The sequence below is a fragment of the Streptomyces sp. IMTB 2501 genome, from assembly GCF_001953885.1.
In the GTDB taxonomy this organism is placed as follows: Bacteria; Actinomycetota; Actinomycetes; order Streptomycetales; family Streptomycetaceae; genus Streptomyces.
This window is the reverse complement of sequence record NZ_MQUS01000011.1, coordinates 148,834-173,883: the sequence shown is the minus strand read 5'-3', so window position 1 is coordinate 173,883 and position 25,050 is coordinate 148,834. Positions and strand designations below refer to the sequence as shown.

23 protein-coding genes, 2 tRNA genes and 1 pseudogene are annotated in these 25,050 nt (G+C 68.7%); 10 read left to right on the top strand and 16 right to left on the bottom strand.

Annotation, left to right across the window (positions count from 1 at the left end; all coding sequences use genetic code 11):
• The first annotated feature begins 34 nt into the window (after positions 1–34).
• On the top strand, positions 35–838 hold the full coding sequence (locus AV521_RS20705) for a hypothetical protein (protein WP_076089960.1): 804 nt from the start codon (positions 35–37) through the stop codon (positions 836–838).
• Positions 839–868: 30 nt separating this feature from the next.
• On the opposite strand, the gene AV521_RS20700 is transcribed toward AV521_RS20705, so the two are convergent.
• Positions 869–1,066, bottom strand: a complete 198-nt coding sequence (locus AV521_RS20700) for a hypothetical protein (RefSeq protein ID WP_076089959.1) — start codon at positions 1,064–1,066, stop codon at positions 869–871.
• Between the two features lie 206 nt (positions 1,067–1,272).
• On the opposite strand from AV521_RS20700, the gene AV521_RS20695 reads away from it, so the two are divergent.
• The 4 genes from AV521_RS20695 to AV521_RS20680 all read left to right on the top strand — a co-directional run bounded on the left by AV521_RS20695 (position 1,273) and on the right by AV521_RS20680 (position 5,809).
• Entirely contained in the window at positions 1,273–1,776 is a 504-nt protein-coding gene (locus tag AV521_RS20695; protein WP_076089958.1) for a MarR family winged helix-turn-helix transcriptional regulator, read from the top strand.
• Positions 1,777–1,789: 13 nt separating this feature from the next.
• Positions 1,790–4,351: an MFS transporter gene (locus tag AV521_RS20690; RefSeq protein ID WP_107480967.1), complete on the top strand. Its 2,562-nt coding sequence runs from the start codon at positions 1,790–1,792 to the stop codon at positions 4,349–4,351.
• A 119-nt stretch (positions 4,352–4,470) separates the two neighbouring features.
• On the top strand, positions 4,471–5,292 hold the full coding sequence (locus AV521_RS20685; RefSeq protein ID WP_076089957.1) for a YceI family protein: 822 nt from the start codon (positions 4,471–4,473) through the stop codon (positions 5,290–5,292).
• Positions 5,293–5,341: 49 nt separating this feature from the next.
• Positions 5,342–5,809, top strand: a complete 468-nt coding sequence (locus AV521_RS20680; protein ID WP_076089956.1) for a PPOX class F420-dependent oxidoreductase — start codon at positions 5,342–5,344, stop codon at positions 5,807–5,809.
• 18 nt (positions 5,810–5,827) lie between these two features.
• Here AV521_RS20680 and AV521_RS20675 read toward each other — a convergent pair whose 3' ends face one another.
• From AV521_RS20675 to AV521_RS20635, 9 genes are all read right to left on the bottom strand, one after another.
• Complete coding sequence (locus AV521_RS20675; RefSeq protein WP_076089955.1) at positions 5,828–6,589, bottom strand: TetR/AcrR family transcriptional regulator; 762 nt, start codon at positions 6,587–6,589, stop codon at positions 5,828–5,830.
• Positions 6,590–6,763: 174 nt separating this feature from the next.
• On the bottom strand, positions 6,764–8,182 hold the full coding sequence (locus tag AV521_RS20670) for an MFS transporter (protein WP_179023252.1): 1,419 nt from the start codon (positions 8,180–8,182) through the stop codon (positions 6,764–6,766).
• Positions 8,183–8,230: 48 nt separating this feature from the next.
• Positions 8,231–10,417 carry a glycosyltransferase family 39 protein gene (locus AV521_RS20665; protein WP_079249342.1) on the bottom strand — a complete coding sequence of 729 codons (2,187 nt, stop codon included), beginning with the start codon at positions 10,415–10,417 and terminating at the stop codon, positions 8,231–8,233.
• A complete protein-coding gene (locus AV521_RS20660; RefSeq protein WP_076089953.1) occupies positions 10,414–11,937 on the bottom strand; it encodes a bifunctional glycosyltransferase family 2/GtrA family protein in 1,524 nt (507 codons plus the stop codon). Before AV521_RS20660 ends, AV521_RS20665 begins: the two co-directional genes overlap by 4 nt.
• A gap of 14 nt (positions 11,938–11,951) precedes the next feature.
• Complete coding sequence (locus AV521_RS20655; protein WP_079249341.1) at positions 11,952–13,643, bottom strand: HAMP domain-containing sensor histidine kinase; 1,692 nt, start codon at positions 13,641–13,643, stop codon at positions 11,952–11,954.
• Positions 13,640–14,380, bottom strand: a complete 741-nt coding sequence (locus AV521_RS20650) for a response regulator transcription factor (RefSeq protein ID WP_256725638.1) — start codon at positions 14,378–14,380, stop codon at positions 13,640–13,642. Before AV521_RS20650 ends, AV521_RS20655 begins: the two co-directional genes overlap by 4 nt.
• 107 nt (positions 14,381–14,487) lie before the next feature.
• The gene (locus tag AV521_RS20645; RefSeq protein ID WP_107480965.1) at positions 14,488–14,805 is read right to left on the bottom strand and encodes an antibiotic biosynthesis monooxygenase; all 318 of its coding nucleotides are present in this window, start codon (positions 14,803–14,805) and stop codon (positions 14,488–14,490) included.
• Between the two features lie 157 nt (positions 14,806–14,962).
• Positions 14,963–15,838, bottom strand: a complete 876-nt coding sequence (locus AV521_RS20640; protein ID WP_076089950.1) for a DUF2797 domain-containing protein — start codon at positions 15,836–15,838, stop codon at positions 14,963–14,965.
• Positions 15,839–16,040: 202 nt separating this feature from the next.
• A complete protein-coding gene (locus tag AV521_RS20635) occupies positions 16,041–16,397 on the bottom strand; it encodes an HGxxPAAW family protein (protein WP_076089949.1) in 357 nt (118 codons plus the stop codon).
• 82 nt (positions 16,398–16,479) lie between these two features.
• On the opposite strand from AV521_RS20635, the gene AV521_RS20630 reads away from it, so the two are divergent.
• Positions 16,480–16,971, top strand: a complete 492-nt coding sequence (locus tag AV521_RS20630; RefSeq protein WP_076089948.1) for a helix-turn-helix domain-containing protein — start codon at positions 16,480–16,482, stop codon at positions 16,969–16,971.
• A gap of 209 nt (positions 16,972–17,180) precedes the next feature.
• On the opposite strand, the gene AV521_RS20625 is transcribed toward AV521_RS20630, so the two are convergent.
• Positions 17,181–17,858, bottom strand: a complete 678-nt coding sequence (locus AV521_RS20625; RefSeq protein WP_076089947.1) for a GAP family protein — start codon at positions 17,856–17,858, stop codon at positions 17,181–17,183.
• A 232-nt stretch (positions 17,859–18,090) separates the two neighbouring features.
• Here AV521_RS20625 and AV521_RS20620 point away from each other — a divergent pair.
• Positions 18,091–19,017, top strand: a pseudogene (locus AV521_RS20620) (tyrosine-type recombinase/integrase); the annotation flags it as partial.
• A gap of 406 nt (positions 19,018–19,423) precedes the next feature.
• Here AV521_RS20620 and AV521_RS48690 read toward each other — a convergent pair.
• The 3 genes from AV521_RS48690 to AV521_RS20610 form a co-directional block, all read right to left on the bottom strand.
• The gene (locus AV521_RS48690) at positions 19,424–20,659 is read right to left on the bottom strand and encodes a PIN-like domain-containing protein (protein ID WP_143658630.1); all 1,236 of its coding nucleotides are present in this window, start codon (positions 20,657–20,659) and stop codon (positions 19,424–19,426) included.
• A 363-nt stretch (positions 20,660–21,022) separates the two neighbouring features.
• A complete protein-coding gene (locus AV521_RS20615; RefSeq protein WP_076089946.1) occupies positions 21,023–21,493 on the bottom strand; it encodes an NUDIX domain-containing protein in 471 nt (156 codons plus the stop codon).
• A 2-nt stretch (positions 21,494–21,495) separates the two neighbouring features.
• Complete coding sequence (locus AV521_RS20610) at positions 21,496–22,242, bottom strand: helix-turn-helix domain-containing protein (protein ID WP_076089945.1); 747 nt, start codon at positions 22,240–22,242, stop codon at positions 21,496–21,498.
• A gap of 155 nt (positions 22,243–22,397) precedes the next feature.
• On the opposite strand from AV521_RS20610, the gene AV521_RS20605 reads away from it, so the two are divergent.
• Entirely contained in the window at positions 22,398–22,733 is a 336-nt protein-coding gene (locus tag AV521_RS20605; protein WP_256725637.1) for a DUF6415 family natural product biosynthesis protein, read from the top strand.
• Between the two features lie 249 nt (positions 22,734–22,982).
• Complete coding sequence (locus AV521_RS20600) at positions 22,983–23,771, top strand: site-specific integrase (RefSeq protein WP_256725636.1); 789 nt, start codon at positions 22,983–22,985, stop codon at positions 23,769–23,771.
• Positions 23,772–23,872: 101 nt separating this feature from the next.
• Here the strand turns inward: AV521_RS20600 and AV521_RS20595 are convergent.
• Positions 23,873–23,945, bottom strand: a tRNA-Arg gene (locus tag AV521_RS20595).
• 215 nt (positions 23,946–24,160) lie between these two features.
• Positions 24,161–24,251: transfer RNA gene (locus AV521_RS20590), tRNA-Ser, on the bottom strand.
• A gap of 171 nt (positions 24,252–24,422) precedes the next feature.
• Between AV521_RS20590 and AV521_RS20585 the strand changes: the two genes are divergently transcribed.
• Positions 24,423–24,911: an SSI family serine proteinase inhibitor gene (locus AV521_RS20585; protein WP_076089943.1), complete on the top strand. Its 489-nt coding sequence runs from the start codon at positions 24,423–24,425 to the stop codon at positions 24,909–24,911.
• Positions 24,912–25,050 lie beyond the last annotated feature (139 nt).

Genomic DNA, 25,050 nt, shown 5'->3' with positions numbered 1-25,050 from the left:
TCAATTCTGACGGATCGTCAGCGACACTGGCCCGATGCTGGGAGCGACAGGGCCGGACGACACCGCTCGAACGACACATGCGACACATGCGGCATGGACGCGTGGCCGCCGGGGCGCCTTTACGGCAGCGTCGGCGGCCGTCGTCTGTCTGGGCGGGGTTCTGGGAGCGTGCGCCGCTTCGAGCGGGCCGGGCGGCGGCTATGTCGCGATCGGCGCGGCGGGCGGCCCGGAGAGCGGGCGTGCGCCGGCTGCCACTCCGACCGGCTCGGTGTCGCTGGTACCGCTGGACGGCGAAAAGGACGGCGGGAGTACACCGAGTGGCGGCTCCGGGCAGGACAACTCCCCGCTCGGCACACCCGGTTCAGGGCAACCGAGCGGCTCGCCCGGAACCGGCGCCCCGGAGCAGACCGCACCCTCGCCGGACACACCCAGCCCTTCCGGCGGCACCGGCGACACGTCCGGTCGTACGACGCCCGCGCCGTCCGCATCCGGCTCGCCCGCCCCAACTCCCGGCGGCAGCACGCCCGCCGGCCCCGCCGCGCTCTCCTGGGGCAGGCCCACGACGAAACCGGCGGATCAGCGCTGGTGCCAGAAGGTCACCGTCGCCTTCCGCAACTTCGGGGGTACGGCGGTGCGTTCGGGCTCGGTGACGTTCGGGACGCACATCATCGGCCTGCTCGGTATCGACTGGGGGACGGTCGACTCGACCGCCGGCCTGCCGGTGCCGATCGCGCCGGGCGCGCGCAAGAGCCCCACCTGGACAGTGTGCGTCGACGCCTGGCGCGTGCCGCTCGGCATGCACATCGAGACGCGGGACGTGTCCGTCCGGTGGAAGTAGGAGAAGGGGGCGCGCAGCGCGCCGTACTCCTTACATGAGTGCCAGCCAGGCCACACCCGCCACCACGGCGATGGCCACGATGACGCCGATGATCAAGCCGACGCGGGGACCGGAGGAGGCGGCCGCCTGCGCCTGGCGCCCCTGGGGAGCCTCGTCGACGAACGCGCGGAACATCTGGGTGCTGCCGGCAGGGTCGTAATTGCCCTGGGGGCCCTGGGTGTTAGCCATGGCCCGAGACACTAGCGAATCCAGGTGACTGGCCCAAGTGCGGGGCCACCGGGACAGAGGGGGGCACCTCACCCGCACCGACCTGCACGTTTACGTTCGCAATACTTGCCTTTGCCAAGTTTTTGCGGCACCGGCCCCCCTGTTTGTTTGCCTGCAGCAACCAAACATCGCTATGGTTGCCCCAAGCAACGAATACGGGAGGTGTGATGGCCGAGCAGGCGCAATTCGAAGAGCTGGCGCGTCAGCTCAGTGCCGTCGGAGCCGTGAAACGGGACATGGGACGGATTCTGCCGCCCGACTGCCCGACCGGTTCGGCCGCCGTGCTGACACTGCTCGGCCGCCACGGGGACATGCGCATGAGCAAGCTCGCGGAGCTGCTCGCCGTGGACATGTCGGTCACCAGCCGGCATGTCGCGCACGTCGCCGCGCGCGGCTGGATCGAGCGGCACCCGGACCCGGCGGACAAGCGCTCGCGCATCCTGCGCCTGACGCCCGCGGGTCTGGAGCAGCTCGACGAGCTGTCCCGGCGGACCACGCATCTGCTGGCCGAGCGGCTCGCCGACTGGACCGACGACGAGGTCAACCAGTTGATCCGGCTGATGACCCGGCTGCGCGACTCGTTCGGCGACTGCCGGTCCGCGCCGCTGCGGCACGCCTCCGTAGCCGCCCCCGTACTCGAAGAGACCACCCGTACACCCGCAAGCACGTAAGAGAAGGAAGCCCATGGCAACGACCACACCAGCCGGTGTGCGGGCTCATGCCAAGCACGGGGGAGGCTCCGCCGAGCACGCCCCCATGACGCACCGGCAGATCATGGAGGCCCTGTCCGGCCTCCTCCTCGGCATGTTCGTGGCGATCCTGTCGTCGACGATCGTCTCCAACGCCCTGCCGCACATCATCGGAGACCTCGGCGGCGGCCAGTCCGCCTACACCTGGGTGGTCACCGCCGCCCTGCTGTCGATGACGGCGGCCACTCCCCTGTGGGGCAAGCTCGCCGACCTGTACAGCAAGAAGGCTCTCGTCCAGATAGCCCTCGTCATCTACGTGGTCGCCTCGATGGCGGCCGGTCTGTCGCAGAACCCGGGCATGCTGATCACCTTCCGGGTGTTCCAGGGCATAGGCGTCGGCGGTCTGTCCGCGCTGGCGCAGATCGTCATGGCCGCGATGATCTCGCCCCGCGAGCGCGGGCGTTACTCCGGCTACCTGGGCGCGACCTTCGCCGTCGCCACCGTCGGCGGCCCGCTGCTCGGCGGTGTCATCACCGACACCTCCTGGCTGGGCTGGCGCTGGTGCTTCTACGTCGGTGTCCCGTTCGCGATCATCGCGCTGATCGTGCTGCAGAAGACCCTGCACCTGCCCGTGGTCAAGCGGGAGGTCAAGGTCGACTGGGGCGGCGCGTTCTTCATCTCGGCCGCTGTCTCGCTGCTGCTGGTCTGGGTCACCTTCGCCGGTGACAAGTACGACTGGCTGTCCTGGCAGACGTACGCCATGGTCGGCGGTTCGGTCGTCCTCGGCGCGCTGTTCGTGCTCGTGGAGTCGAAGGTCAGCGAGCCGATCATCCCGTTGCGCCTGTTCCGGAACCGCACCATCACGCTGGCCTCGCTGGCCTCGCTGTTCGTCGGTGTCGCGATGTTCACCGGCACGGTGTTCTTCAGCCAGTACTTCCAGCTGGCCCGGGACAAGTCCCCGACGATGTCCGGCGTCATGACCATCCCGATGATCGGCGGCCTGTTCGTCTCCTCCACCGTCTCGGGTCAGTTCATCACCCGCACCGGCCGCTGGAAGGCGTGGCTGGTCAGCGGTGGCGTCCTGGTGACGGCCGGCCTGTGCCTCCTCGGCTCCATCCGGTACGACACCGAGTACTGGAAGATGGCGATCTTCATGGCGCTGCTGGGTCTCGGCATCGGCATGATGATGCAGAACCTGGTGCTCGCCACGCAGAACCAGGTCGCCCCGTCCGACCTCGGCTCGGCCAGCTCCACGGTGACCTTCTTCCGCTCCCTCGGCGGTGCGGTCGGCGTCTCCGCGCTCGGCGCGGTGATGTCCCACCGGATCACGCACTACGTCCAGGACGGCATCTCCGCCCTGAGCCCGAAGTACCAGGCGGCTCTGGCGGGCTCCAGCTCCACCGACAGCATCCCGGACATGAGCAAGCTGCCGGCGCCGCTGCGGACGCTGCTGGAGAGCGCCTACGGCCACGGCATCGCCGACGTCTTCTTCATCGCCGGCTGCCTCGCCGCCCTCGCCTTCCTGATCACCCTGTTCATCAAGGAGGTCCCGCTGAAGACCAAGGGGGCGCTCGCCCAGGCCGCCGAGGCCGACGCCCCGGCCGCCGCCCCCGTGGAGACCACCGTGGAGACCCTGGAGAACTCCGTGCAGGAGCCCGCGCAGCAGAAGGTGCCCAGCTGGGCCGAGCCCGTCGTCCCGGCGGCCGGCTCCGCCGAGGCACCGGCCATGGCCACCGCCGCCGCGCCGGTGGCGACCGCCGTCGCCACGCTCGCCGAGCCCGGCTCGGGCGGCCTGGGCGGCACCCCGGTGCACGGCTTCGTCCGCGGCGCCGAGAGCGCTCCGGTCGCGCAGGCCGCGGTCACCCTGATCTCGCTGGCCGGCCGCCAGCTGGGCCGCGCGGTCGCCCAGGGAGACGGCTCCTACTCCGTCGACGCCCCCGGTACCGGGTCGTACGTCCTGATCGCCTCCGCCGACGGCTACCAGCCACAGGCCTCCACCATCGTGGTGGGCGAGGAGCCGCTGCCGTACGACATCCTGCTCAGCGGCACCAGCGGGCTGACCGGTGTGGTCCGGGCCGCCGGGAGCGCGCTGCCGGTCAAGGACGCCATGGTGATCGTCACCGACGTCCGCGGTGATCTGCTGGCCACCGCCGCCACCGGCGAGCAGGGCCAGTTCACCTTCGCCGACCTGGTGCCCGGCACGGTCACGATGGCCGTCAACGCGAGCGGTTTCCGGCCGCGTGCGCTGCCGGTCGAGATCGGCGCCACCGGGGTCACCCGGATCGAGATCGACCTGGACGCCGGCGCCCGCCTCCAGGGTGTCGTCAAGGCCCCGCACGGACCGCTGGCCGACGCCCGCGTGACGCTCGTCGACCAGGCGGGCAACGTGGTCGGCACGGCCACCACCGGCACGGACGGCGCTTACGCCTTCACCGACCTGGACAGCGGCGAGTACACCGTCATCGCGACGGGCTACCCGCCGGCGGCGACGGCCCTGACCGTGGCCGGCACCGGAGTCGACGGCCACGACATCCAGCTCGCCCACCCCGGCGAGTAGTTCCACCCGGCCCGTGGCGGGGCACGCTCCGACCGGAGAGGCCCCGCCACGGGCCGGTTCGCTGTACGACCACTTTGACCAATGCGACCAATTTGTAAGGCTTTGCAGGGAGAAACGGGATGGGACTGACCGCGAAGATCCGTACGCGGGACGGGTGGGCCGTGTCGCACGCGGTCGTCACGGTGACCGACATGACCGGTACGCAGGTACTGCGCGCCGAGACGGATGCCGAGGGGGCCGTACGGGATGCCACCGAGCTGACGCCGGGGGCGTACACGGTGATCGTGACGGCCGTCGGATACGCGCCGGCCGCGTCCAGCGCGATCGTCACCGCGAGCGGCCGCGCCGAGGTCGGCACGGTCACGCTGGCCCGGCAGGGCGGCACCGAGCTGCCGCCGCCCGGGCCCTGGACCATCGACCCGGTGCACTCCTCCGTCGCCGCGGTCGCCCAGCACCTGGGGATCTCCAGCGTGCACGGCCGGTTCACCGAGTTCGGCGGCACCATCGAGATCGCGCCGGACGATGTCACCAAGTCCCGTGTGGAGGCGGTCATCAGGGCCGCGTCCGTCGACACGGGCAACGGCATGCGCGACACGCACCTGAAGTCCGGGGACTTCCTGGACGTGGAGACCCACCCGGAGATCACCTACCGCTCCACCGGTCTGACCTCGGCCGGCTCGGACCGCTGGACGGTCCACGGCGAGCTGTCCATGCACGGCGTCGTACGGCCGGTGGACCTGGACCTCGCCTACCTCGGCACCGGCGCGGACCCCTGGGGCGGCACCCGCGCCGCGTTCCGCGCGACCGCCGAGCTGCACCGCGAGGACTTCGCGATGAACTACAACCAGGTGCTGCAGGCCGGGATCGCCGCCATCGGTACGACACTGAAGGTGGAGCTGGACATCCAGGCGGTGCAGGGCGACTCCCTGCCCCAGGCGTAGGCACAGCAGGGTCAGCCACCGGGACACACTGTGCCCCTAGGCTGCCCCCATGGCACCGAACATCGCTACCAACACCCGTGTATCGCTGGACGAGCTGCTGGACTTCGTACGACCCCGGCACCGGGCCCTGCTGATCACCCGCCGCACCGACGGCGGACCGCAGGCCTCCCCGCTGACCTGCGGGGTGGACGACTCGGGCCGGATCGTCGTGTCCACCTACCCCGACCGCGCCAAGACCCGTAACGCCAGGCGCGACCCGCGGGTGAGCCTGCTGGTGCTGAGTGACGAGTGGAACGGGCCCTGGGTCCAGATCGACGGCACGGCCGAGGTCATCGACACCCCCGACTCCGTGGAACCGCTGGTCGAGTACTACCGCAACATCGCCGGCGAACACCCCGACTGGGACGAGTATCGCGAGGCCATGATCAAGCAGGGCAAGTCGATCATCCGGGTGACACCGGAGCGGTGGGGACCGGTGGCGACGGGCGGCTTCCCGGCACGGCTGGTGAACGAATAGGGCCTGCCCGAGGGGCGGTCAGCCGCGCTCGACCATCGCCTCGATGCCGGCGATCAGCAGGTCCAGGGCGAAGGTGAAGTCGCGGTCCAGCATCTCGGCGACCGTGTCCCCGCCGCGGGCCGTGATGAGGTCCCTGGACTCCTCGACGGCCTCGGCGGTCTCCGGGGCCTCGGCCACCATGGCCATGGCCTGCTCGTAGTACTCGTCCGGGCTCAGCCCGGTGTCCGCGATCCGGGCGGAGAAGTGGCCCTCGATCGTGCCGTAGCCGTACACGAACTGGAAGACGGCCGAGATCGCTCCCATCACCCCGTGCGCGGGCAGCCCCGCCCGGCGGACCACCCGCTGGACCACGCGGGAGAAGGCGAGCGAGTTGGGGCCGATGTTCAAGTAGCGCCCCGCCAGCGGCGACAGCCAGGGGTGGCTCACCAGCAGGGCCCGGTACTCGGCGGCCAGCCCCCGCAGTTGCTCGCGCCAGTCCTCGCCCGCGGCCTCGGGGTCGGGCAGCCGCAGCTCGCCGAAGGCGGCGTCCAGGGCGAGTTCGAGCAGGTCGTCCTTGGTGTCGACGTACCAGTACAGGGACATCGCGGTGACGTTCAGCTCCGCGGCCAGCCGCCGCATCGAGAACTTCGCCAGCCCCTCGGCGTCCAGCAGTCGTACGGACGCCTCGGTGATCCGGTCCCGGTCCAGCCCGGAGGGCTGACTGCCACTACGACCACCCCGGCGGGCCTTCTCCTCCAGCCAGACACTGCTCCGCGCCGACCGCGCTGCGTCCTTCACCACCGGCGCACCTTCCTCGATTCCGACCACTGGTCCAACCTAAAGGGGCGCGGGACTGTATCGATATGCGGCTCCGCCGCGATGGGGGTCCCCCCGGGTTCGAGCGAAGCCGAGAACTTGGGGGAGCGATCAACCACAACGCACCGCGGCCGCACGACCGCACGCTGCCCCGAGCTCTCAGGCGACCGCCCTCTCCGCCCGCCGAAGCAACCCCGCCGCGACAAACCCCCCGAGCAGCACAGCAACGGCCCCCACCAACTGCCCGGCGCCCAGTCCGGTGGACAACGACTTCCCCGACGCCACGGAAGAGCTGAGCACAGCCCCCAGAACGGCAACACCAAGGCCGTTGCCGAACTCGGCCAACGTTCCGTTGATCCCGGCCCCCACCCCGGCCTTCTCCGCAGGAATCGCGCTCATGACGGCGTGAGCCATCGCCGGGTTGGCGATCGCGCACCCCGCGCCGATCAGCAGCAGACCGAGCAGTGTCCCGGCATAGCCCCCGGAGTCCAGCTCCGCTATGGCCACCAGGCCGCAGGACATCAGCACCATCCCGAGCGCGATGGAAACCGGCGTACCCAGCCGCCCGGACCACTTCGCCGACAGCCCCGTGAAGTTGAGCAGCACAACCGTCAGCGCCAGCGGAGCGGTCCGCAGCCCCGCCTCAAGGGGCCCGTATCCGAGCACGAACTGCAGATGCTGGGTCAGCAGGAACAGCGCCCCTCCCATACCGAAGGTGATGAGCACGGCCCCGGCGACCGCGCCCATGAAGCGCTGGTCCCGGAAGAAGTGGATGTCGAGCATCGGCTCGGCGACGCGGTTCTCCCACCAGGCGAAGGCGCCGAGCACCAGCACCGCCACGGCCGCCGTACCGAGCACGCGCGGGGAGGTCCAGCCGTGGCCCGGACCGGAGATGATCGCGAAGACGAGCGAGGCCATGCCGATGGTGGACAGCACCGCGCCGAGCAGGTCCGGGCGGTCGCCTCGGCCCGGGGGTGAGGGGGTCGTCCCCCGGGACGACGCGGCCTTGGACTCCGGCACCAGGGCCACCACCGCGATCAGGCCCAGCACCGCGACCGGGATGTTGATCAGGAAGATCGCGCCCCACCAGAAGTGGTTCAGCACGAACCCTCCGATGAGCGGACCTCCCGCAAAGCCCAGCGCGGCGACCGCGCTCCAGATCCCGATCGCCTTCGGCTGCTCCTCGGGCGTGAAGATCTGCATGGCCACGGCGAGCGTCGTGGTGAGCAGCAGCGCGCCGCCGACGCCCATGCCGGCCCGCGCGGCGATCAACTGGCCGGTGGATCCGGCGAGTCCGGCCACCAGCGAGCCGATGCCGAACAGGGCGAGCCCCGTGACGAGCATCTTCTTGCGGCCGTAGCGGTCGGCGACGCTGCCCGCGGTGAGCAGCAGCCCGGACTGCACCAGGGAGTAGGCGTTGATCATCCACTGGATGTCGGAGGTGGCCGCGTGCAGCTCGCGGGTGAGCGAGGGGATGGCCACGTTCAGGATGGTGTTGTCGAGCAGCACGGTGAGCTGCGCGAGACAGATGACGCCGAGGATCAGCCAGCGCTGGGGGTGACCTTGGGATACAGACATGTCGTACACCGTATAGCGATCACTATACGGTGTACGACTCATTTTCCGTCAGCTGCTCGTCCTCTGCGTGAGGTCGTAGAAGGTGGCCGAACCGACCGTCACCTTCTTGAAGTTCTTCTGGACCCACGAGCTGATCTGCGAGGCGGTGCCGTTGCTGCTGCCGCCCATGCCGCCGCCCGCGATGAAGTAGTGGATCTTTCCGTCCTCCACGTACTTCTTGAACTGCGCCAGTGTCGGGGACGGATCGGTGCCGTTGAAGCCGCCGATCGCCATCACCGGGTCCCCGGTGGCGAGCTGGTAGCTGGCCGCGTTCTGGGAGCCGATGGACGCGGCCACCCAGGTGTACCGGGACGCGTTCTCCTCCAGCAGCTTCTTCGCGGCGGAGGAGACGTTCGCGCCGTTCAGCAGGCCGCCGGCACCCATGCCGCCGCCCATGCCGCCCTCGCCCATCCGGCCGCCGCCGGGGAAGCCGTTGCCGTTCTGCCGGCCCTGAGTGCTGCCGTTCTGGCCCGGCATGCCCCCGCCCGGGAAGCCACCGGTACCGCCGCCCGGGAAACCGTTGCCGTTCTGGCCCTGAGCGTTCCCGTTGCCGTTCTGCCCCTGGCCCTGCCGGCCCTGCCCACCCGGCATGCCGCCGCGCATGCCGCCGCCCATCCGGCCGCCGCCGAAGCCCATCATGCTCGCGCCCGCCGGACCGGCCGTCGGGATGGAGCCGGTGTGCGCGGAGTCCACCGTGCTGAGGGTGTACGCCGCCGGACCGGCGAGCGCGGCCACCAGGCCGACCGCCGCCGCCCCGAGAGCCAGCTGCCGGGAGAGCCGGCCGGCGAAGGCCAGGCCCAGCGCTGCCGCCAGACCGCCGATCAGCACCAGCCACTTCAGCCAGGGGAGATAGGTGGAGGTGCGGTTGAGCAGGACGTATCCCCAGGCGGCAGCCGCCACGACGGACGCGGCGAGGGTGATCGACGCCCAGATCTCCGTGCGCCGCTCCCACAGCAGCCCGGCGCCCATGCCGATGACGGCCGCCAGGCAGGGCGCGAGCGCCACCGTGTAGTACTGGTGGAAGATGCCCGCCATGTAGCTGAAGACCACCATGGTGATCAGCAGCGAGCCGCCCCACACCAGGAACGAGGCCCGGGTGACGGACGTACGGCGCATCTTCCTGGTCGCCCACAGGCCCGCGACCAGCAGGATCAGCGTGGCCGGGAGCAGCCAGGAGATCTGGCTGCCGATCTCGGAGCTGAACATCCGGTCCCAGCCCGTCGCGCCCCAGCGGCCCGAGCCGCCCGCACCGCCACCGCCGCCGACGCTGCCGGTCTCGTCGCCGTTGATGCGGCCGAGGCCGTTGTAGCCGAAGGTCAGCTCCAGGAAGCTGTTGTTCTGCGAACCGCCGATGTAGGGGCGGGAGGAGGCCGGCCACAGCTCCACGATCGCGACCCACCAGCCGCCGGAGACGACCAACGCGGCGGTCGCGAGGGCCAGTTGACCGAGCCGCTTCTTCAGCGTCACCGGGGCGCAGACGGCGTGGACGATCGCCAGCGGCGGCAGGATCAGGAACGCCTGCAGGGTCTTGGCGAGGAAGGCGAAGCCGATCGCGGCCCCGGCCCACACCAGCCACTTCGTCCGGCCGTCCTCCACCGCCCGTACGACGAAGTAGCAGGCCAGCGCCATCAGCAGGGCCAGCATCGCGTCCGGGTTGTTGAACCGGAACATCAGCGCCGCGACCGGGGTGAGCGCGAGCACCGCGCCCGCGACCAGACCGGCCACCGGGCTGAACCGGCGTCGTACCGCCGCGTACACGACCGCCACCGTGCCGACGCCCATCAGGACCTCGGGGGTGAGGATCGCCCAGGAGTTCAGGCCGAAGATCCGCACCGACAGCTCCATCGGCCACAGGAAGGCCGACGGCTTGTCCACGGTGATCGCGTTGCCCGCGTCCAGTGAGCCGAAGAAGAACGCCTTCCAGGACCTGCTGCCCGCCTGTACCGCCGCCGAGTAGAAGGAGTTGGCGTAGCCGGAGGCGCTGAGGTTGTAGAGGTAGAGCAGGAAAGTGGCGGCCAGCAGACCGAGGAGGGCCGGGCGCGCCCAGCGCGGGTCCTCCGGGCGGCCGCGCCAGAGTCTGTGGACGAACGGCTCCTTGGGCCGGCCGGCCCGGTGCGAGGGCGGCGCGGCGGCCGCCGGCGGGGCCCAGGCGGCGGGGCTGCCCGCCTGCGTCGACTGGTCGTAGTGGGTGGTCATCGGGGATCCCCCGGATCGGTGTCGTGAGGGCGCACCGGCTGCAGTTGCATGGTGGCGTCCCTCCAGCTGCCGTCCGCGGCATCACCGGCGCGGACCTGGGTGGTCTGGTGCGGCTGCTCGTACGCCTGCCCGTACGCCTGCTGGTGCGGCACCGGGCGCTGCGGCAGCGGCGCGTACGGAGCGGCCGTGCCGTGCGGCGGGGTGGTGGGCGCCATGTTCGCGCTGTACGTCGGCGAGGACGGACTGTGGGCGGCGACCACCGTCGAGCCGGTGGGGGACTCATCGCGGTCCGGGAAGACCCAGGCGCGGAAGAGCAGGAAGCGCAGCACGGTCGCGGCGAGGTTGGCGGCGATGAGCACCGCCAGCTCGGTGGAGTGCGCCGGGTTGTCGCTGGCCGCGTTCAGGGCGGCCAGCGAGCCACTGGTCAGCACGAGACCGATGCCGAAGACGACCAGGCCCTGCGCCTGGTGCCGTACGGCGCCGCCCCGGCCGCGCACCCCGAAGGTGAGCCGGCGGTTGGCGGCGGTGTTGGCGATCGCCGAGACCAGCAGCGCCAGCGCGTTGGCGACCTGGGAGCCGGAGAACTGCCGGAAGACGCTGTAGAGCACCAGATAGAACAGGGTCGACAGGCCGCCGATCACGCAGAAGCCGACCAGCTGGCGGGCAAGTCCCTTGGGAACGTTGGTCAGTTCGCGGTCGCGCGGGTCGTCGCCGAAGGGCCGGGTGATCCGGTCCAGCGGGAGCGAACCGGTGGCCAGGGCCTTGCCGACCCGCCACACACCCTTCAGGTCGTCCGTCGCCGTCTTCACGATGCGCACGGTGGAGTCGGGGTCGTCGACCCAGTCGACCGGCACCTCGTGGATCCGGAGCCCCGCCCGCTCGGCGAGCACCAGCATCTCGGTGTCGAAGAACCAGCCGGTGTCCTCCACCAGCGGCAGCAGCACCTGCGCCACATCGCGCCGGATCGCCTTGAAGCCGCACTGCGCGTCGGAGAAGCGGGCCTGGAGCGAACCGCGCAGGATCAGGTTGTAGGCCCGGCTGATGAACTCGCGCTTGGGGCCGCGCACCACCCGGGAGGTGCGGGCGAGCCGGGAGCCGATCGCCAGGTCCGAGTGACCGGAGATCAGCGGCGCCACCAGCGGCAGCAGGGCGTTGAGGTCGGTGGACAGATCGACGTCCATATAGGCGAGGATCGGGGCGTTCGACGCCGACCACACGGTCCGCAGTGCCCGTCCCCGGCCCTTCTGCTCCAGGCGGAAGCTGGTGACCTCGGGGATCTCCGCCGCCAGCCGCGCGGCCACCTCGGGGGTGGTGTCCGTGGACGCGTTGTCCGCGATCGTGATGCGGAACGCGTACGGGAAGGTGTGCTTGAGGTGCTCATGCAATCTGAGCACACATGGCTGGAGGTCCTTCTCCTCGTTGTAGACGGGGATCACTACGTCCAGGACAGGCGTACCGGCGTCGCCGGCCGGGAGGTGCTCCCGCGCCGGCAGAGTGCCGGGAGAAGAGTCGGTTCGCATGGGACCGACTCTCGTCAAGTCCCCTGTCGCACCCGTGTGTTGGGACTGTGCTGTGCCTGTGAGTGCGATTGCCAGTCGGTTTCGGGAGCCGGCCGGACAGCGGCCGGGGCCGGCGCGGGCAGATACACGGTGAACACGGTCCGGCCCGGCATGCTGTCCACCGTCACGGCACCGCCGTGCGCGGTCGCGACCGCCTGCACGATGGCGAGCCCGAGCCCGGTGGACCCGGTGGCCCGCGACCGCGCGGAGTCGCCGCGCGCGAACCGCTCGAAGACGTGCGGCAGCAGACCGGGCGGAATGCCCTGTCCGTTGTCCTCGACGTCGACACACATCCACGGCCCGCGCCGCTGCACGCGTGCGGTGACGGTCGTACCGGGCGGGGTGTGCTTGCGGGCGTTGCCGAGCAGATTGACGAGCACCTGCTGGATCCGCGCCGCGTCCGCCGACACGGGCGCCGGCTCATCGGGCAGATCGAGACGCCAGTTGTGGTCCATGCCGGCCGCGCGGGAGTCGCTGATGGTGTCCACGACCAGCGGGACGAGATCGGTCTGCTCGAACTGCAGCGGCCGCCCGGCGTCCAGGCGAGCGAGGAGAAGGAGATCCTCGACGAGGAGCGTCATCCGGCCCGCCTCGGACTCGATACGGCCGAGGGCGTGCCGCGTATCGGGGCCCACCTGCTCCCGCCCGCGCCGGGTCAGCTCGGCGTACCCGCGAATGGAGGCGAGGGGTGTGCGCAGCTCATGACTGGCGTCGGCGACGAACTGCCGTACCCGCATCTCGCTCTGCTGCCGGGAGTGCAGCGCACCGTGCACATGATCGAGCATCCGATTGAGCGCGGCCCCGACCTGCCCGACCTCGGTGTGCGGATCGCACTCGGACTCCGGAACCCGCTCGCTGAGGTTCACCTCGCCGGTGTGCAGCGGCAGTTCGGAGACCCGGGTGGCCGTGTTGGCGACCTTGCGGAGGGGACGCGTGGCGACGCCGACGATGACGGTACCGGCGAGGGTGGCGGCGATGAGACCGGCGGCGGTGACGCTGATCTCGACCAGGATCAGGGTGTCGATGTTGTCGTCGACGTCCTTGGTCGGCAGCGCGACGTAGAAGACGTCGCTGCTGTCCCGGCTCGTCACGTACTTGACGAGGTAGTTCCCGAGCCCCGGGATCTCCACCGTGTGCGCCTTGTTGTCCTTGGGGACGGCGTTCAGCGCGTTCTTCTGCCCGCTGTTGAGGCCGTCGGCGCGCATCCGCTTGAAGAGCCCGTAGTCGTCGTTCTGCTGCTGGGCCACGGCCGCGGAGGCGATCGATCCGTTCTTCACGTATGCCGCGATGGTGCGGGGCTGCGTCGGACCCTTGGTGAGCAGGTTGACGACCTTGTCGCCCGGTGTGGCGGAGTCCGTGGGGAGGTCCGGATTGCCCAGGCCCCCGCCGGGCCGGACGCCACCCGGAACCTGCATATGACCGACCGCCCGCACGGCGGTCTCCTCCACCTTGCCCTCCAGCTGCTGGTACAGATGCGACCGCAGGGCCAGGGTCGTGACGGTGCCGATCACCGCGCACACCACGGCGATCAGCACCACCGACGCGACGACGAGCCGGGTCCGCAGGGTGCGCGGCCGGCCCTCCCCCACTCTCGACTTCGCCCGAGCGAGGGGACCCCCACGTCGTTTCTGCCGCCGCTGCGGACCCGGCCGTCGCCGCCGGCTCATGACACGGCGGGCTTGATCAGGTAACCGGCACCACGCCGGGTGTGGATCATGGGCTCGCGGCCCGCGTCGATCTTCCGCCGCAGATACGAGATGTACAGCTCGACGACGTTGGCCTGCCCGCCGAAGTCGTACGACCAGACCCGGTCCAGGATCTGCGCCTTGCTGAGCACACGCCGTGGGTTGCGCATGAGGAAGCGCAGCAGCTCGAACTCGGTGGCGGTGAGGTGAATGGACTCCCCGGCCCGCGACACCTCATGACTGTCCTCGTCCAGGGTCAGATCCCCGACGACCAGCACGGAGTCGGACCGCCGGTCGGCCGCCCCAGACCTCCGAATGAGCCCCCGCAGCCGCGCCACGACCTCCTCCAGGCTGAACGGCTTGGTGACATAGTCGTCCCCGCCGGCGGTGAGCCCGGCGATACGGTCCTCGACGGCGTCCTTGGCGGTCAGGAACAGCACGGGCACGTCGGGCAGTTCGCGCCGCAGCCGACCGAGGACGGCCAGCCCGTCCATGTCGGGCAGCATCATGTCGAGCACGACGGCGTCGGGCCGGAACTCACGAGCGGTCTGGATGGCGCCCTGTCCGTCCCCCGCACTCCTGATCTGCCAGCCCTCGTAACGAAGGGCCATGCTCAGCAGTTCGGTGATCGACAGCTCGTCGTCCACCACAAGCACCCGGACGGAGCTCCCGTCCGGCCTCAGCAGTTCGGTGCGCCCCTGGGGCGAGGTCGTGGTCATGGTGGACACCTTGTCGCCACCCTCTGAGAGGACGCTTTCCCCCATCTGTGATTTCCCTGAGAAACACACAGGCACCTCTCAGGCAGCACCTGGGAAACGGGAGGGGATCAGACCGGGCGGCTGACGACCCGACCGCGCCGGCTGAAGTCGTGACTGTGCTCGACCCGGGCGATGTGAATCGCGTACCGCTCGTACCACCGTTCACGCCCGCGCCGCTTGGCCGCGAGGTGCGCGGGATGGCCGCGCCACCGCTCGATCCCTTCGAGATCCCGAAAGTAGGCGACGCTGATGGCGAGCCCTCCCGGGCTGTGGGCGAAGTCCTCACCGAGGAACCCGGGGATGCCACGGACGAGACGGGAGAGGCGCGCGGCTGTCTGCTCGTATGCGTCGGGGTCGGTGTCGGTGCGGGTGGAGGTGAAGATCACGGCGTAGTAGGGGGGGTTCGGGGACAGAGGCGGGCCCGGGCCGTTCAGCTGCGTTCGGTTGATGGCTCATGTCCACCACCGTCGGCCGCACGGCCGTTCGGCGTCCATGGCCCTTGCCGAAAGGGATCCGTACGGGATCCGAGTCTTTGCCTCCGCCTCAGAACAGGCCCTCCTGCTCCTGTGTGAACTCCCGTACGCGAAAGGTGAGTCCGGCCATGCCCGAAGCAGCCGACGGCACCAGCTCCCACCCCGCCATCAGCCGTGTGTCGAGTACGACGACCCCGCGTGCCCCGACCGCCAGATGCAGATCGGGCCCGGCGGCCGAGACCAGTTCACCGCTCACGGCTCCGCCCGGGGCCAGCTCCACGACCTCACCGAACGCGGCCGCCGCCCGGTCGAGCCCGAAAACCCCGAAGTGATCGGTCACTTCACAGGGCTCCGGCCGCAGGGACTCCGGCCACCCGGCGAGCGCCACGGCCCGCGCATGCAGTTCCCGCACCTCGGCGGCACGCTCGTCCGCGCTCCCCGGCAGGTCCGCCCGCACGGCCCGTTTCTCGGCGTACGGAATCCGGTCCGGCACCTGGAGCGCGGCCCGCAACAGCTCTTCGGTGCGCCGGGCGGCCATCAGCGGACCGGTACCGAGCCAGCTGAAACAGACGGCACCCTGTTCGAGCAGCCGCGCGCCGCCCCGCTCCACGGCGGTGATCCCGACCTTGACCATCCCGGGCCCGAACCACGCCAGATACACCCGGTACGGCCGGGGGTCGTCGGCGATCGTGTCGGCGGCCACGGAATGCGCCCGCTCCAGCCGCGCACACTCCTCGCACCGGGCCCCCGTACTTCGCCCCGGCACCACGGCCCGCACCGGACACACATGCCCCCGCGCCCCCACACACGTCCGCACACCCCCTTTCGGCACCGCGAAACCGACCCGCTTCCCCCAGGGCAGCCCGCTGCACCGCCCGCCGTCCCACACCAGCACGGGCCCATCGGACGACCAGCGCAGTCCGGTGCACTTCCATACCTGTCCCATCACTTGTGAGGGTATGTGGTGGGTCTGACAACGGGCTGTGGGCGGCAGGCAACCCCGCTTCCGCCCCGCCGGCCGCCCCGGTGGGGTCCAGGGCCTGTCCGGACCCAGGGCCTTTCCGGACCCAGGTCCTGTCCGGCGGATCCTGTCGCAGCCGCGGAAGCCAGGGACGGCGATCACCAACTGCTGCTCTCTGAAAGCACATTCACTCGACAGGCGACAGGGGCATCGATCCGGCACCCTTCGTCGCGGGCAGCACGGCGGCCCGGCGCTCCCGCCCCGCCAGCCGGCAGCTGACACACCCGGCGTGCCCCTCCCGGGCCTGTCCGTCCCGGACCCGCATACCCCACTCCTGGCGCAGCCGTACACCCGGCGGCTTGCCCCAGCCGGCCAGATGCAGGACCCACGTCACCACCACGCTCACGGCCGCGACGGCGAGCCCGCCCACGGCCACCGGCAGCGAGGCCTCGCACACCCCCAGCCCGACCACACCGCATCCCACCGTCGCGATGCCGAAGCCGGTCCAGCCGGCGATCGTGTGACCCTCGTCGTACAGACTCATACAGCGCCTCCGGGGACGAGATTCCCTCACGAACTAAGAAATTTACTTCTCGAATATCTCACGAGCTAAGGGATTCCGAAAGATGCACGGCACGCCGCGACCGCCCGCCACCCCGGCCCAGGCGCTGTCGGCCATGGACCACCTCATCGCCGCCCACGTGATCGGACAGCAGGAGCTGGCCCGGCGGCTGGGTCTGAGCGTCACCGACCTGACCTGTTTCGCCTTCGTCCTGGAGGCCGGCGACGACCTGCTGACGGCCGGCGACCTCGCCGCCCGCGCCCATGTCACCACCGGCGCGGTGACCGGCATCCTCAACCGCCTCGAACGTGCCGGCTATGTCACCCGCCGCCCCGACCCCACGGACCGCCGCCGGGTCCGCGTGGCAGCCGTACCGGCCGCCGTCACCCGCGTCGAAGCGGTGTACACCGGCCACTACAAACGGCTGACGGCCCTGTTCTCCGACTACTCCCCCGAAGAACTGGCGATCATCACCGACTGGTTCGCCCGCGCCACGGACCTGGCGCACGAGTACCTCGAGAAGCTGAACCGGAACGACCCCGACGAGGAATGCTGACGCGCGCCGCCGGGCGCGGTGCGCCCGGCGGTCTTGATCCCTCCCAGCAGCCGGGATCCGTACGTCTTCGCCCTCGTCCAGAGACACGAGCGTGCACGGGTCGTACGACGGCACGAGCGTGCACAGGCCGTACGACCGTCAACTACGGCTCCGGCAAGGAGGACTGCCCATCCTCCCCACAGCCGGCACTCACGGCTCTTCGTCTGCCATCAGGAGGTGAGGACGGAGATGCCGTCTCCGAGCAGCTTCAGCCCGAGGACGAAGAACAGGACGGCCATCACGGCGACATTGTGCTGAGCTGCCCACTCCTTCCAGTTGCCGAGCGTGGTCCTGGCTCGCTCTCCCCCGAGCAGGAAGACTCCCAACGGGGCCAGCACACCGAGGGTGGCGATCAGGACGAAGACCGCCAGCGATGCGATCTGCTGCCCGGCCGGCAGCCCGGCCGAGCCGATCGCGGCACCCGCGGCGATGGTCAGCGGGGCGTTCTTGGCGTTGAGCGCGGCCAGGGCGAGCCCGAGCGCGAAGACCTTGACGGGTGCGAGACGGTCGATCGCGCCCATCCACTTCGGTAGTTGGGCTTGCGAGGGATCCTTGGGGCGCCGGTGCCACTGCCGGGCACCGAAGAGCATGAGCAACACGCCCAGAGCGAGCTTGAGGACCCCCACCCAGGTGGCCGACCGGCCGTGGGCGGTGGCACCCGCGGGAGAAGCGATCGCCAGCATCACCGCGCCCAGAGCCGAGAGTCCCAGGATCCAGCCGACGGTGAAGAGAACTCCGTTGAGCCGTCCCCGAGGCGTGGCGAGTATGAGGATGACCGCGATGATCGGGAGCGGGCTGACCGCGACGGCGGCCGCGAAACCCAGCACGTCACCGAGAACTTTGCCCATGGTTGCCTCCGGGTGCGATCCGGTGGAGCAGGGGGCGGCGGAAGCGGGTGACCCGACCGCCCGGGCGGCGCAGCGGGTTGGTGTTCGATGGGCCGCGACACTGTCCGCGCGGCCGCGCGGAAGTCGCCGCCCGACAACGGTGATGACGACGTACTCGGTACGTCTCACCGCATTCCATCTTCCTGCGCCTGGCCGGATCTGTCCTCGGGAGCTTGTCAGGACGCGCGGCTGCATCAACCCGCACCTGGGCGGGAAGCGGCTCGACAAGTTGACCGTCCGGGACGTCCGGGAGTGGCTGACCAAGCTGGCCGGCATCTGCCAGTGCTGCGCGCAGGGCAAGGACGCCAAGCGGGCCAAGGCACGTCAGCGCTGCTGTGCCGTCGGGGAGTGCTGCGAGGCTTACCCGTCCCGGCGCGTCGTCCAGGCGGCCCGTGACGCCCTGCGGGCTGCGCTCATCCACGCCGTGACCGAAGAGGAGATCAATAAGAACGTGGCCTCCCTGGTCAAGGTGCCCAAGCCTCGTCGCCACCGGATCAAGCCCTGGTCCGCGGTCGAGGCCGGGCGCTTCCTCGCCGATTCCGTCGCCCGAGGAGATCCGCTCTTCGCGGCCTGGGTCCTGACCCCCTGCCTGGGGCTGCGGCGCGGTGAGGCTCTCGGCCTCACCTGGAAGCCGATCGACTTCGAGTCCGGCGAACTGTACGTGGATCACCAGATCCAGCGCGCGGGGCGACAGATCCTGCACCGGGAGACCAAAACGGAGGAGTCCGACGACTTCCTTCCGCTCCCCGAGTTCTGTCTCAGCGCGCTCCGCATGCGCCGCGCCCAGCAGACCGGGGACCGGAAGGCGGCCGGTGATCTCTGGCAGGACACTCGCGGGCTGATCTTCACCACGAAGTACGGAACCCCGATCGAGCCGGGCAACCTCACCCGCATGTTCGCCCTGCGGGCTCGCCGGGCCGGTCTCCGGGTGATCCCGCTCCGGAACACCCGGCACACGTGCAGCTCGCTCCTGGTCGCCCTGAAGGTCCACCCGAAGGTGGCACAGCGAATCCCGCGGCACTCGCAGATCGCCATGACGATGGAGGTCTACGCGGAATCCAGCGAGGAAGAGGTGCGGGCCGCGCTCGGCAAGCTGTCCGCCGCCATGGGTGGTACCGGGACCGAGATCAGCCAATCCAGACCCCGTTGCTGTACTTCGCTGCTGTACGCCCCTGAAATGCAAGAGGCCCCGGATCACTCCGGGGCCTCTAACCTGCGTGCACTCGGCAGGATTCGAACCTGCAACCTTCTGATCCGTAGGATCGGGCAGGCTGTTGGGCGGGGGCTCTCCCTTCCGCCCGGCTGATCGTTGATGGTCGTGATCAACGGTCTCCGTGTGCCGTCGTTGCCGTCAGGGTTGCCGTCAGCGCTGAACGGTGACGCCGACTCGGAACGTTCCGAGGACTTCAGTTCTAGCCCGACTGAGGACAGGCTCACAAACCTGCCCGATCCGCTGGCTAGCGGTAATGAACCGTGATCACTTACACCAAATCGACTCCATCCCAAAGCCGCCCCACCGATCTAAATCAGTCGGGTGTCGCAGCCTGGGCCTCTCGCATGCGTTTAATTACCGCAAGCCGCAGAGAATCGTCTTCGATCCGCAATGCAAGGTTACCATTCAAGGAAGAGGCGCCATCGATAGCTTCTGCCAATTTTGCCGCCCGATCACGGTACATTGAAATGGCGTACTCAACGCGCCGAATGTCGCTTTCGAGAATGGCCTCACCATCCGGGTCGTCCGTTATTTTGCCGCGCTCCACAAGATTTCTCTTCAGCTCCTCCTCATATCTACCAATAGCACGGCCCATAAAGGTGAGATAATCTTCAACCAAGGCGCGGCTGCAGATTATCCGCTTGGACCGCTCTTCGCTTTGCCGTCGCGCGATATTAGCTTGAGATAGAGTTTCGCGGCTCACAGGCACGCTGGAATTTGTCTTGATGGCCTCAAGGAACGCAGGAAAGCTCACGATCCTGAGGGAGACATCCGCGCGCTGATTCATCTCTTGGATCAGCTCTTCACGCGGCCCCAGAGGGAAGTCGATCCGCTTGTTAAGCCAGTCCTCCTTCTCGTCGTTGGAGATGATTAGAACAGGCTTCCGGATCTCCGCAGCCATGATGAGAGTCTGCTCCCACCAAATATAGTCACCGGCGGAGTTATTCCTCTTGGCCCTGTCTTTATAACCTGGTGGGATACGCGCTTCTTTGCGTCGAGAAGCCTCCCCTAGAGCCCTTTCGTGATCTTCTTCAGGCAGCGACTGACCTACCCTGCCATCAAGGAGGTGCGCTAGCGCCTTCAGGACTGGGTCGTCGTTGAGAACTCTTCCCAGTGTTAGATCGAAGACGCCTTGATGAGATCTAACGCGCTCCATGGCCTCACGGAAAGCTTGTTCAAGCGGCCCTTTTAGATCTCTCTTCTCTTCGGCATCAAGGGCCGATCTATTAGCGAACTCGTTAAGTCGTTGAAGGGCTTGATTCTGGGCCGCTTCGAGAGCTTTGCACGTCTCGTTATAGAAGTTGAGCTGATCCTGGGCGGCTTCGACTCGATTGCTGTGAAACTCAAGAGCAACTTGGTGCGGAATCCATAGATTTTCCCTCACCGTGTGCAGACTATTGATCATCTCTTTTCTTGCACTCGGTGTAACTCGATAGAGATCTAGAAGTACGCTCGAATCAAGAACAATCAGCGACTCGCCAAGTGCTTTCGATATGCCATCCTTCGTAATTCTCCAATGGCTAGAAAATGGCTCCATAAAAGAATTCATCTTGAATCCTCCCTGAAGTTTGACGTGCCATAAATATCCTCAGCTCAGGGCAGTAGGTTAGGCGACAATGGCTGCGTTCGGTGCGGAAATCCTGAAACTCCCGACATCGGATCTTCGTCAGAGGAGGTTCGCTGGCAGGGCGTCCGCAGCCAGCGGGTCAGGGTCCGGCTCGACGAGTGGCTGGCGGCAGACGAGAGATCGGCAGCATGCTTGCACGTCGCTGCACCGTTCTGACATCCACGAGCGGCATCAACGACAGCGGACGACGGCGACAACCAGCAACCATATGCGGCACCGGTGCACAAGGCGGGCCCTGGCCCGACCAGGTGGAGAACGAACTTCTAAAGCCGGTGTCAGGTTCGATCAGCCGAGATAGGGCCGCTCACGGTGCTCCAGGAAGTGACGGATCCTGAGCCGCTGCGTGTGGTGCATCGGCAGTTGATCGATCTCCTCCGGCTGGACGAACCCCAGCTCGGTGGACTCGTCTGAGATCACGAGCCGGCCGCCGACCACGCGGGCGGTGAAGCAGATGTTGAACTGCCTGCGCACCTCACCGTCCGAGTAGGCGATGATGTGGCGAGGGTCGGTGTACGTGCCCACGAGCCCCGTGATCTCTACGTCCAGACCCGTTTCCTCCTTCACCTCGCGGACGGCCGTTCCCGGGAGTGAGTCGGTCATCTCCATGCCGCCGCCAGGGAGCGCCCAAAGGTCGTTGTCCCGCCGGCGCTGAAGGAGTACGCGCCCTTCCTCATCGGTAACCACGGCGGACGCGGCGACCACCAAGCTGTTCGGCTCCGGTGCCGCCGGGTCGTCGTAGTACTCGGTCCGTGCCATCGTCACCCTTCTTCGCTTACCGGCGTCGCGGTCTCCCACACCGCGTCGAAGCTGCTGGCGTAGGTGTCGAACATGCCGCCCTCTCCGTTGCGTCGAAGATGCCACACGGGAGCACCGTAGGCGTTCACGCCCCAGACATGGGCATTGACCAGCGCCTGGTCATCCGCACGGTAGATCGAGTTATAGAGCGTGGTGGCATGGGTCCGCACCTCGATGCCGGGCACCCCGGCAAGGGGGCGATAGTGCATGAGGGCAAGTCGGCAACGGGACTCGATCCCGTTGCCGAACCTCTCTTCCTGGCCACGCTGTTGGACATTCACACTGTCCGGGTCGCCAACTGCGATACGGACCACGCACCCGTCGGCAGCTCGCTCTCGCAGCAGCTCGCTGAGTCGCGGGTACGCCTCGTGCAGGAAGACAGCGGCATACACCAGCACGTCGATGTGCTCGCGAGCCTGGGTCAGCAGGTCCACGAAGGCCGATACGGGGATGTCCGCCCGCTGATCGTAGAGCGCCACAAGTTCCGGGCTGACAGCGCGGGCGGGGCGCGCCTGTCGGAGCGATGGCCAAAGAGCGTGCACGTCTTCTCCCAGTGTTTCCGCTGCCAGCATGGCCGTGGCACGGCGCGGCGTACGCCCCAGGTTGACCCAGCGCTCAACGGACTTGAGGTCGACCTTGACCTTGTCCGCAAGGGTCGCGTACGTCCAACCGCCAGCCGCCATGGCGGCACGTAACCTCTCGTTCGGCATCGCAGTCTCTCCCTGCATCCGAGGACGGCACTAGGGACGTTCTACCCGACGCGGGACGTCCCGAAGTGGTGGTTAGTGGAGGTTCCAACGTCCTGTCGAACTGCCGGATGCTCCTGTCCACGGGCAGCGACAGGACAGCGAGTCCTCGAACGGACATGGACGTTGATGAGATCAAGGCAACGATCACCAAAGCCCTGACTGAGCGCTCCGCGTTGCCGCCGTACGAGGATCTGTGCGCGTTGCACCAGGACTTGGTGCGGCACATCGAGGCGCTGACACCGTTGGCGGCAAAGCGGGTTGATCGTCTGTGGCGTGGCTCAGTGGAGTGGTATCAGAAGCGCCGCAGGCTGGACACCGTCCCGCATGAGGTGGGTCGAGGCCTGGGCCCTGGGTTGCAGTCGGCCGCCTGGCACGTGAAGAGCCTGGGCTACACCCTGCGGTTCCTCTTGGAGAACGCCGATTTGGCTGGGACGGGAGAGGGCGCGCACTGAGGCGGTAGTACGGCCACGCGTACCGGAAGGCCGGGCCGTGCTGAATCGCTCGTCCGCAACTACGTCACGCCCGAATTCGGGAAGAAGAAGCTGACCCGGCTCACCGCCCGAGACATCCGGGCCTTCCTGACCAAGACGGCGGCCACCTGCCAGTGCTGCGCGCAGGGCAAGGACAAGAAGCGGCCGGAGCACAAGCGTCGCTGCTGCGCCCTCGGCAAGTGCTGCAAGAAGCTGCCCTCTGACCGGACCGTGCGCTTCCTGCTCGTGATCCTGCGGGCCGCCCTCCAGCACGCCGTACGTGAGGACGAGCTTCCCCACAACGTTGCCAGGAACGTGGAGCTGAGCATGGGAACGCAACGCGAGATCGAACCGCTCACCGCCAAGGAGGGGCGTCAGTTCCTGGCTACGGCCCGCGACAACCGGCTGTGGGCCGCGTACGAGCTGGCCGTCCGCATCGGCCTGCGTCGGGGTGAGGTGCTCGGGTTGCGCTGGTCGGACGTGGATCTTCATGAAGGCGTCCTCGCCGTCCGGCAGGCCCTACAGCGGGTCGGCGGCGAGCTGCTGATCGTGGCGCCGAAGACGCAGCGCTCGGCCCGCCGCGTGGCCCTGCCTGCCGAGTGCGTGACCGCGCTCCGTGCGCAGCGCGCCCAGCAGGTAGCCGACCGGAAGGCCGCCGGTGCCAACTGGAAGGGAACCGGTCAGGGCCTCGTCTTCACCACGAAGAATGGGACCCCCATAGAGCCGCGCAATCTGAACCGGTCCTTCGAGGCCCTGTGTGCCCGCGCCGGCGTCCGCAAGGTCCGCTTCCACGACCTGCGCCACACCTGCGCCTCGCTCCTCCACGAGCAGGGTGCCGACGCCCGCGTGATCATGGAAGTCCTGGGCCACAGCTCCATCCGCGTGACCATGGACATCTACACCTTCGTACGGCTGGACTCACAGCGCTCCGCCTTTGATCGCGTCGGGGATACGCTGAGAGGTGACGGCAACGATCCGGATGATGACGACGGCGCGGCCGGTGTCCTTGTAGCCGTCTGATCGACCCGCATCAGCCCTCTGAAGCGGTTGCCGTCAAATACTGCCGTCAAGACAAAAGCCAGAGGCCCCGTGGATCTCTCCACAGGACCTCTGATCTGTTGTGCACTCGGCAGGATTCGAACCTGCAACCTTCTGATCCGTAGTCAGATGCTCTATCCGTTAAGCTACGAGTGCTTGTTCTTTTGTTTTGCCTCCGCTCCCGGTCCTTTCGGCCCGCTCGCGGCGACAGGAAGAACATTACATGACTGCCGCCGTCATGTGAAATCCGTTCCGCATACCCCTTGTGACCTGCGGAAACGTCGGCAGAGGGGTGGGCGGGGGCCTCGGGCGAGCCGTGGGGCGGGAACGCCGAAGCCCCGGTCCTGGGGACCGGGGCTTCGGGATCGGGGCGGAGGCGGAGGGATTTGAACCCTCGATGGGCTTTAAGGCCCAAACCGCATTAGCAGTGCGGCGCCATAGACCGGACTAGGCGACGCCTCCAGCACAACCGCTCACGCGAGCGCGCGAATGGTGCGTGCAGATGATGACACAGCCGAGCGGCTCGTCACCAATCGCCCCCCACGGTACTAGGCAGTCGGGTCGCAGGGCAAAGGGCTTCCGCCCGGCGAGGCGCGGACGCAACATCCGGCGGGCGGGGGCGTTGGGCAGGGCATGGTCTTTCGTCTTCAGCAGGGCTCGGTGCGCGGCGGCTGTGTGCCGGTCCTCGCCGTCGTCTCGGGTCTCCTCGCCCTCTCCGCCGTACCCGCCGTCGCCGTTCCCGCCGTGCCGCCGCCCGTGCGGCCCGAGGACCAGCCCGGTGATCACCTCACCGTGGTCGTGCAGCACGCCGGACCGGAGCGGGACGGGGCGCACGAGCTGTTCTGTCATCCGGCCGCCGGGAGCCACCCGGACGCGGCGCAGGCCTGCCGGACGCTGGACGAGCGCACGCGGTGGGGGCGGGACCTCTTCGCCCCGGTGGCGCCCGGCACCACCTGCACCATGCTCTACGGCGGACCGGCCACCGCCCATGTGACCGGCACCTGGGCCGGACGCAGCGTCGACGCCACCTACGACCGCAGCAACGGATGCGAGATCGGGCGGTGGGACCGGATGGTGCCGCTGCTGCCGGAGCTGGGCCCGGCCGGATCACCGGTCACGTAAAGGTCCCGCGAAGGTCTCGCGGAGCGTCCCTGGTGGCCAGGGGCCGTGGTCCAGGTGTCGTCGGGGTGTGGGCACGGGTTCGTTGTCACTTCGTCGTGGGACCTCCCTCTCATCCGGCGTCGCGAGCGCAACGTGTGCG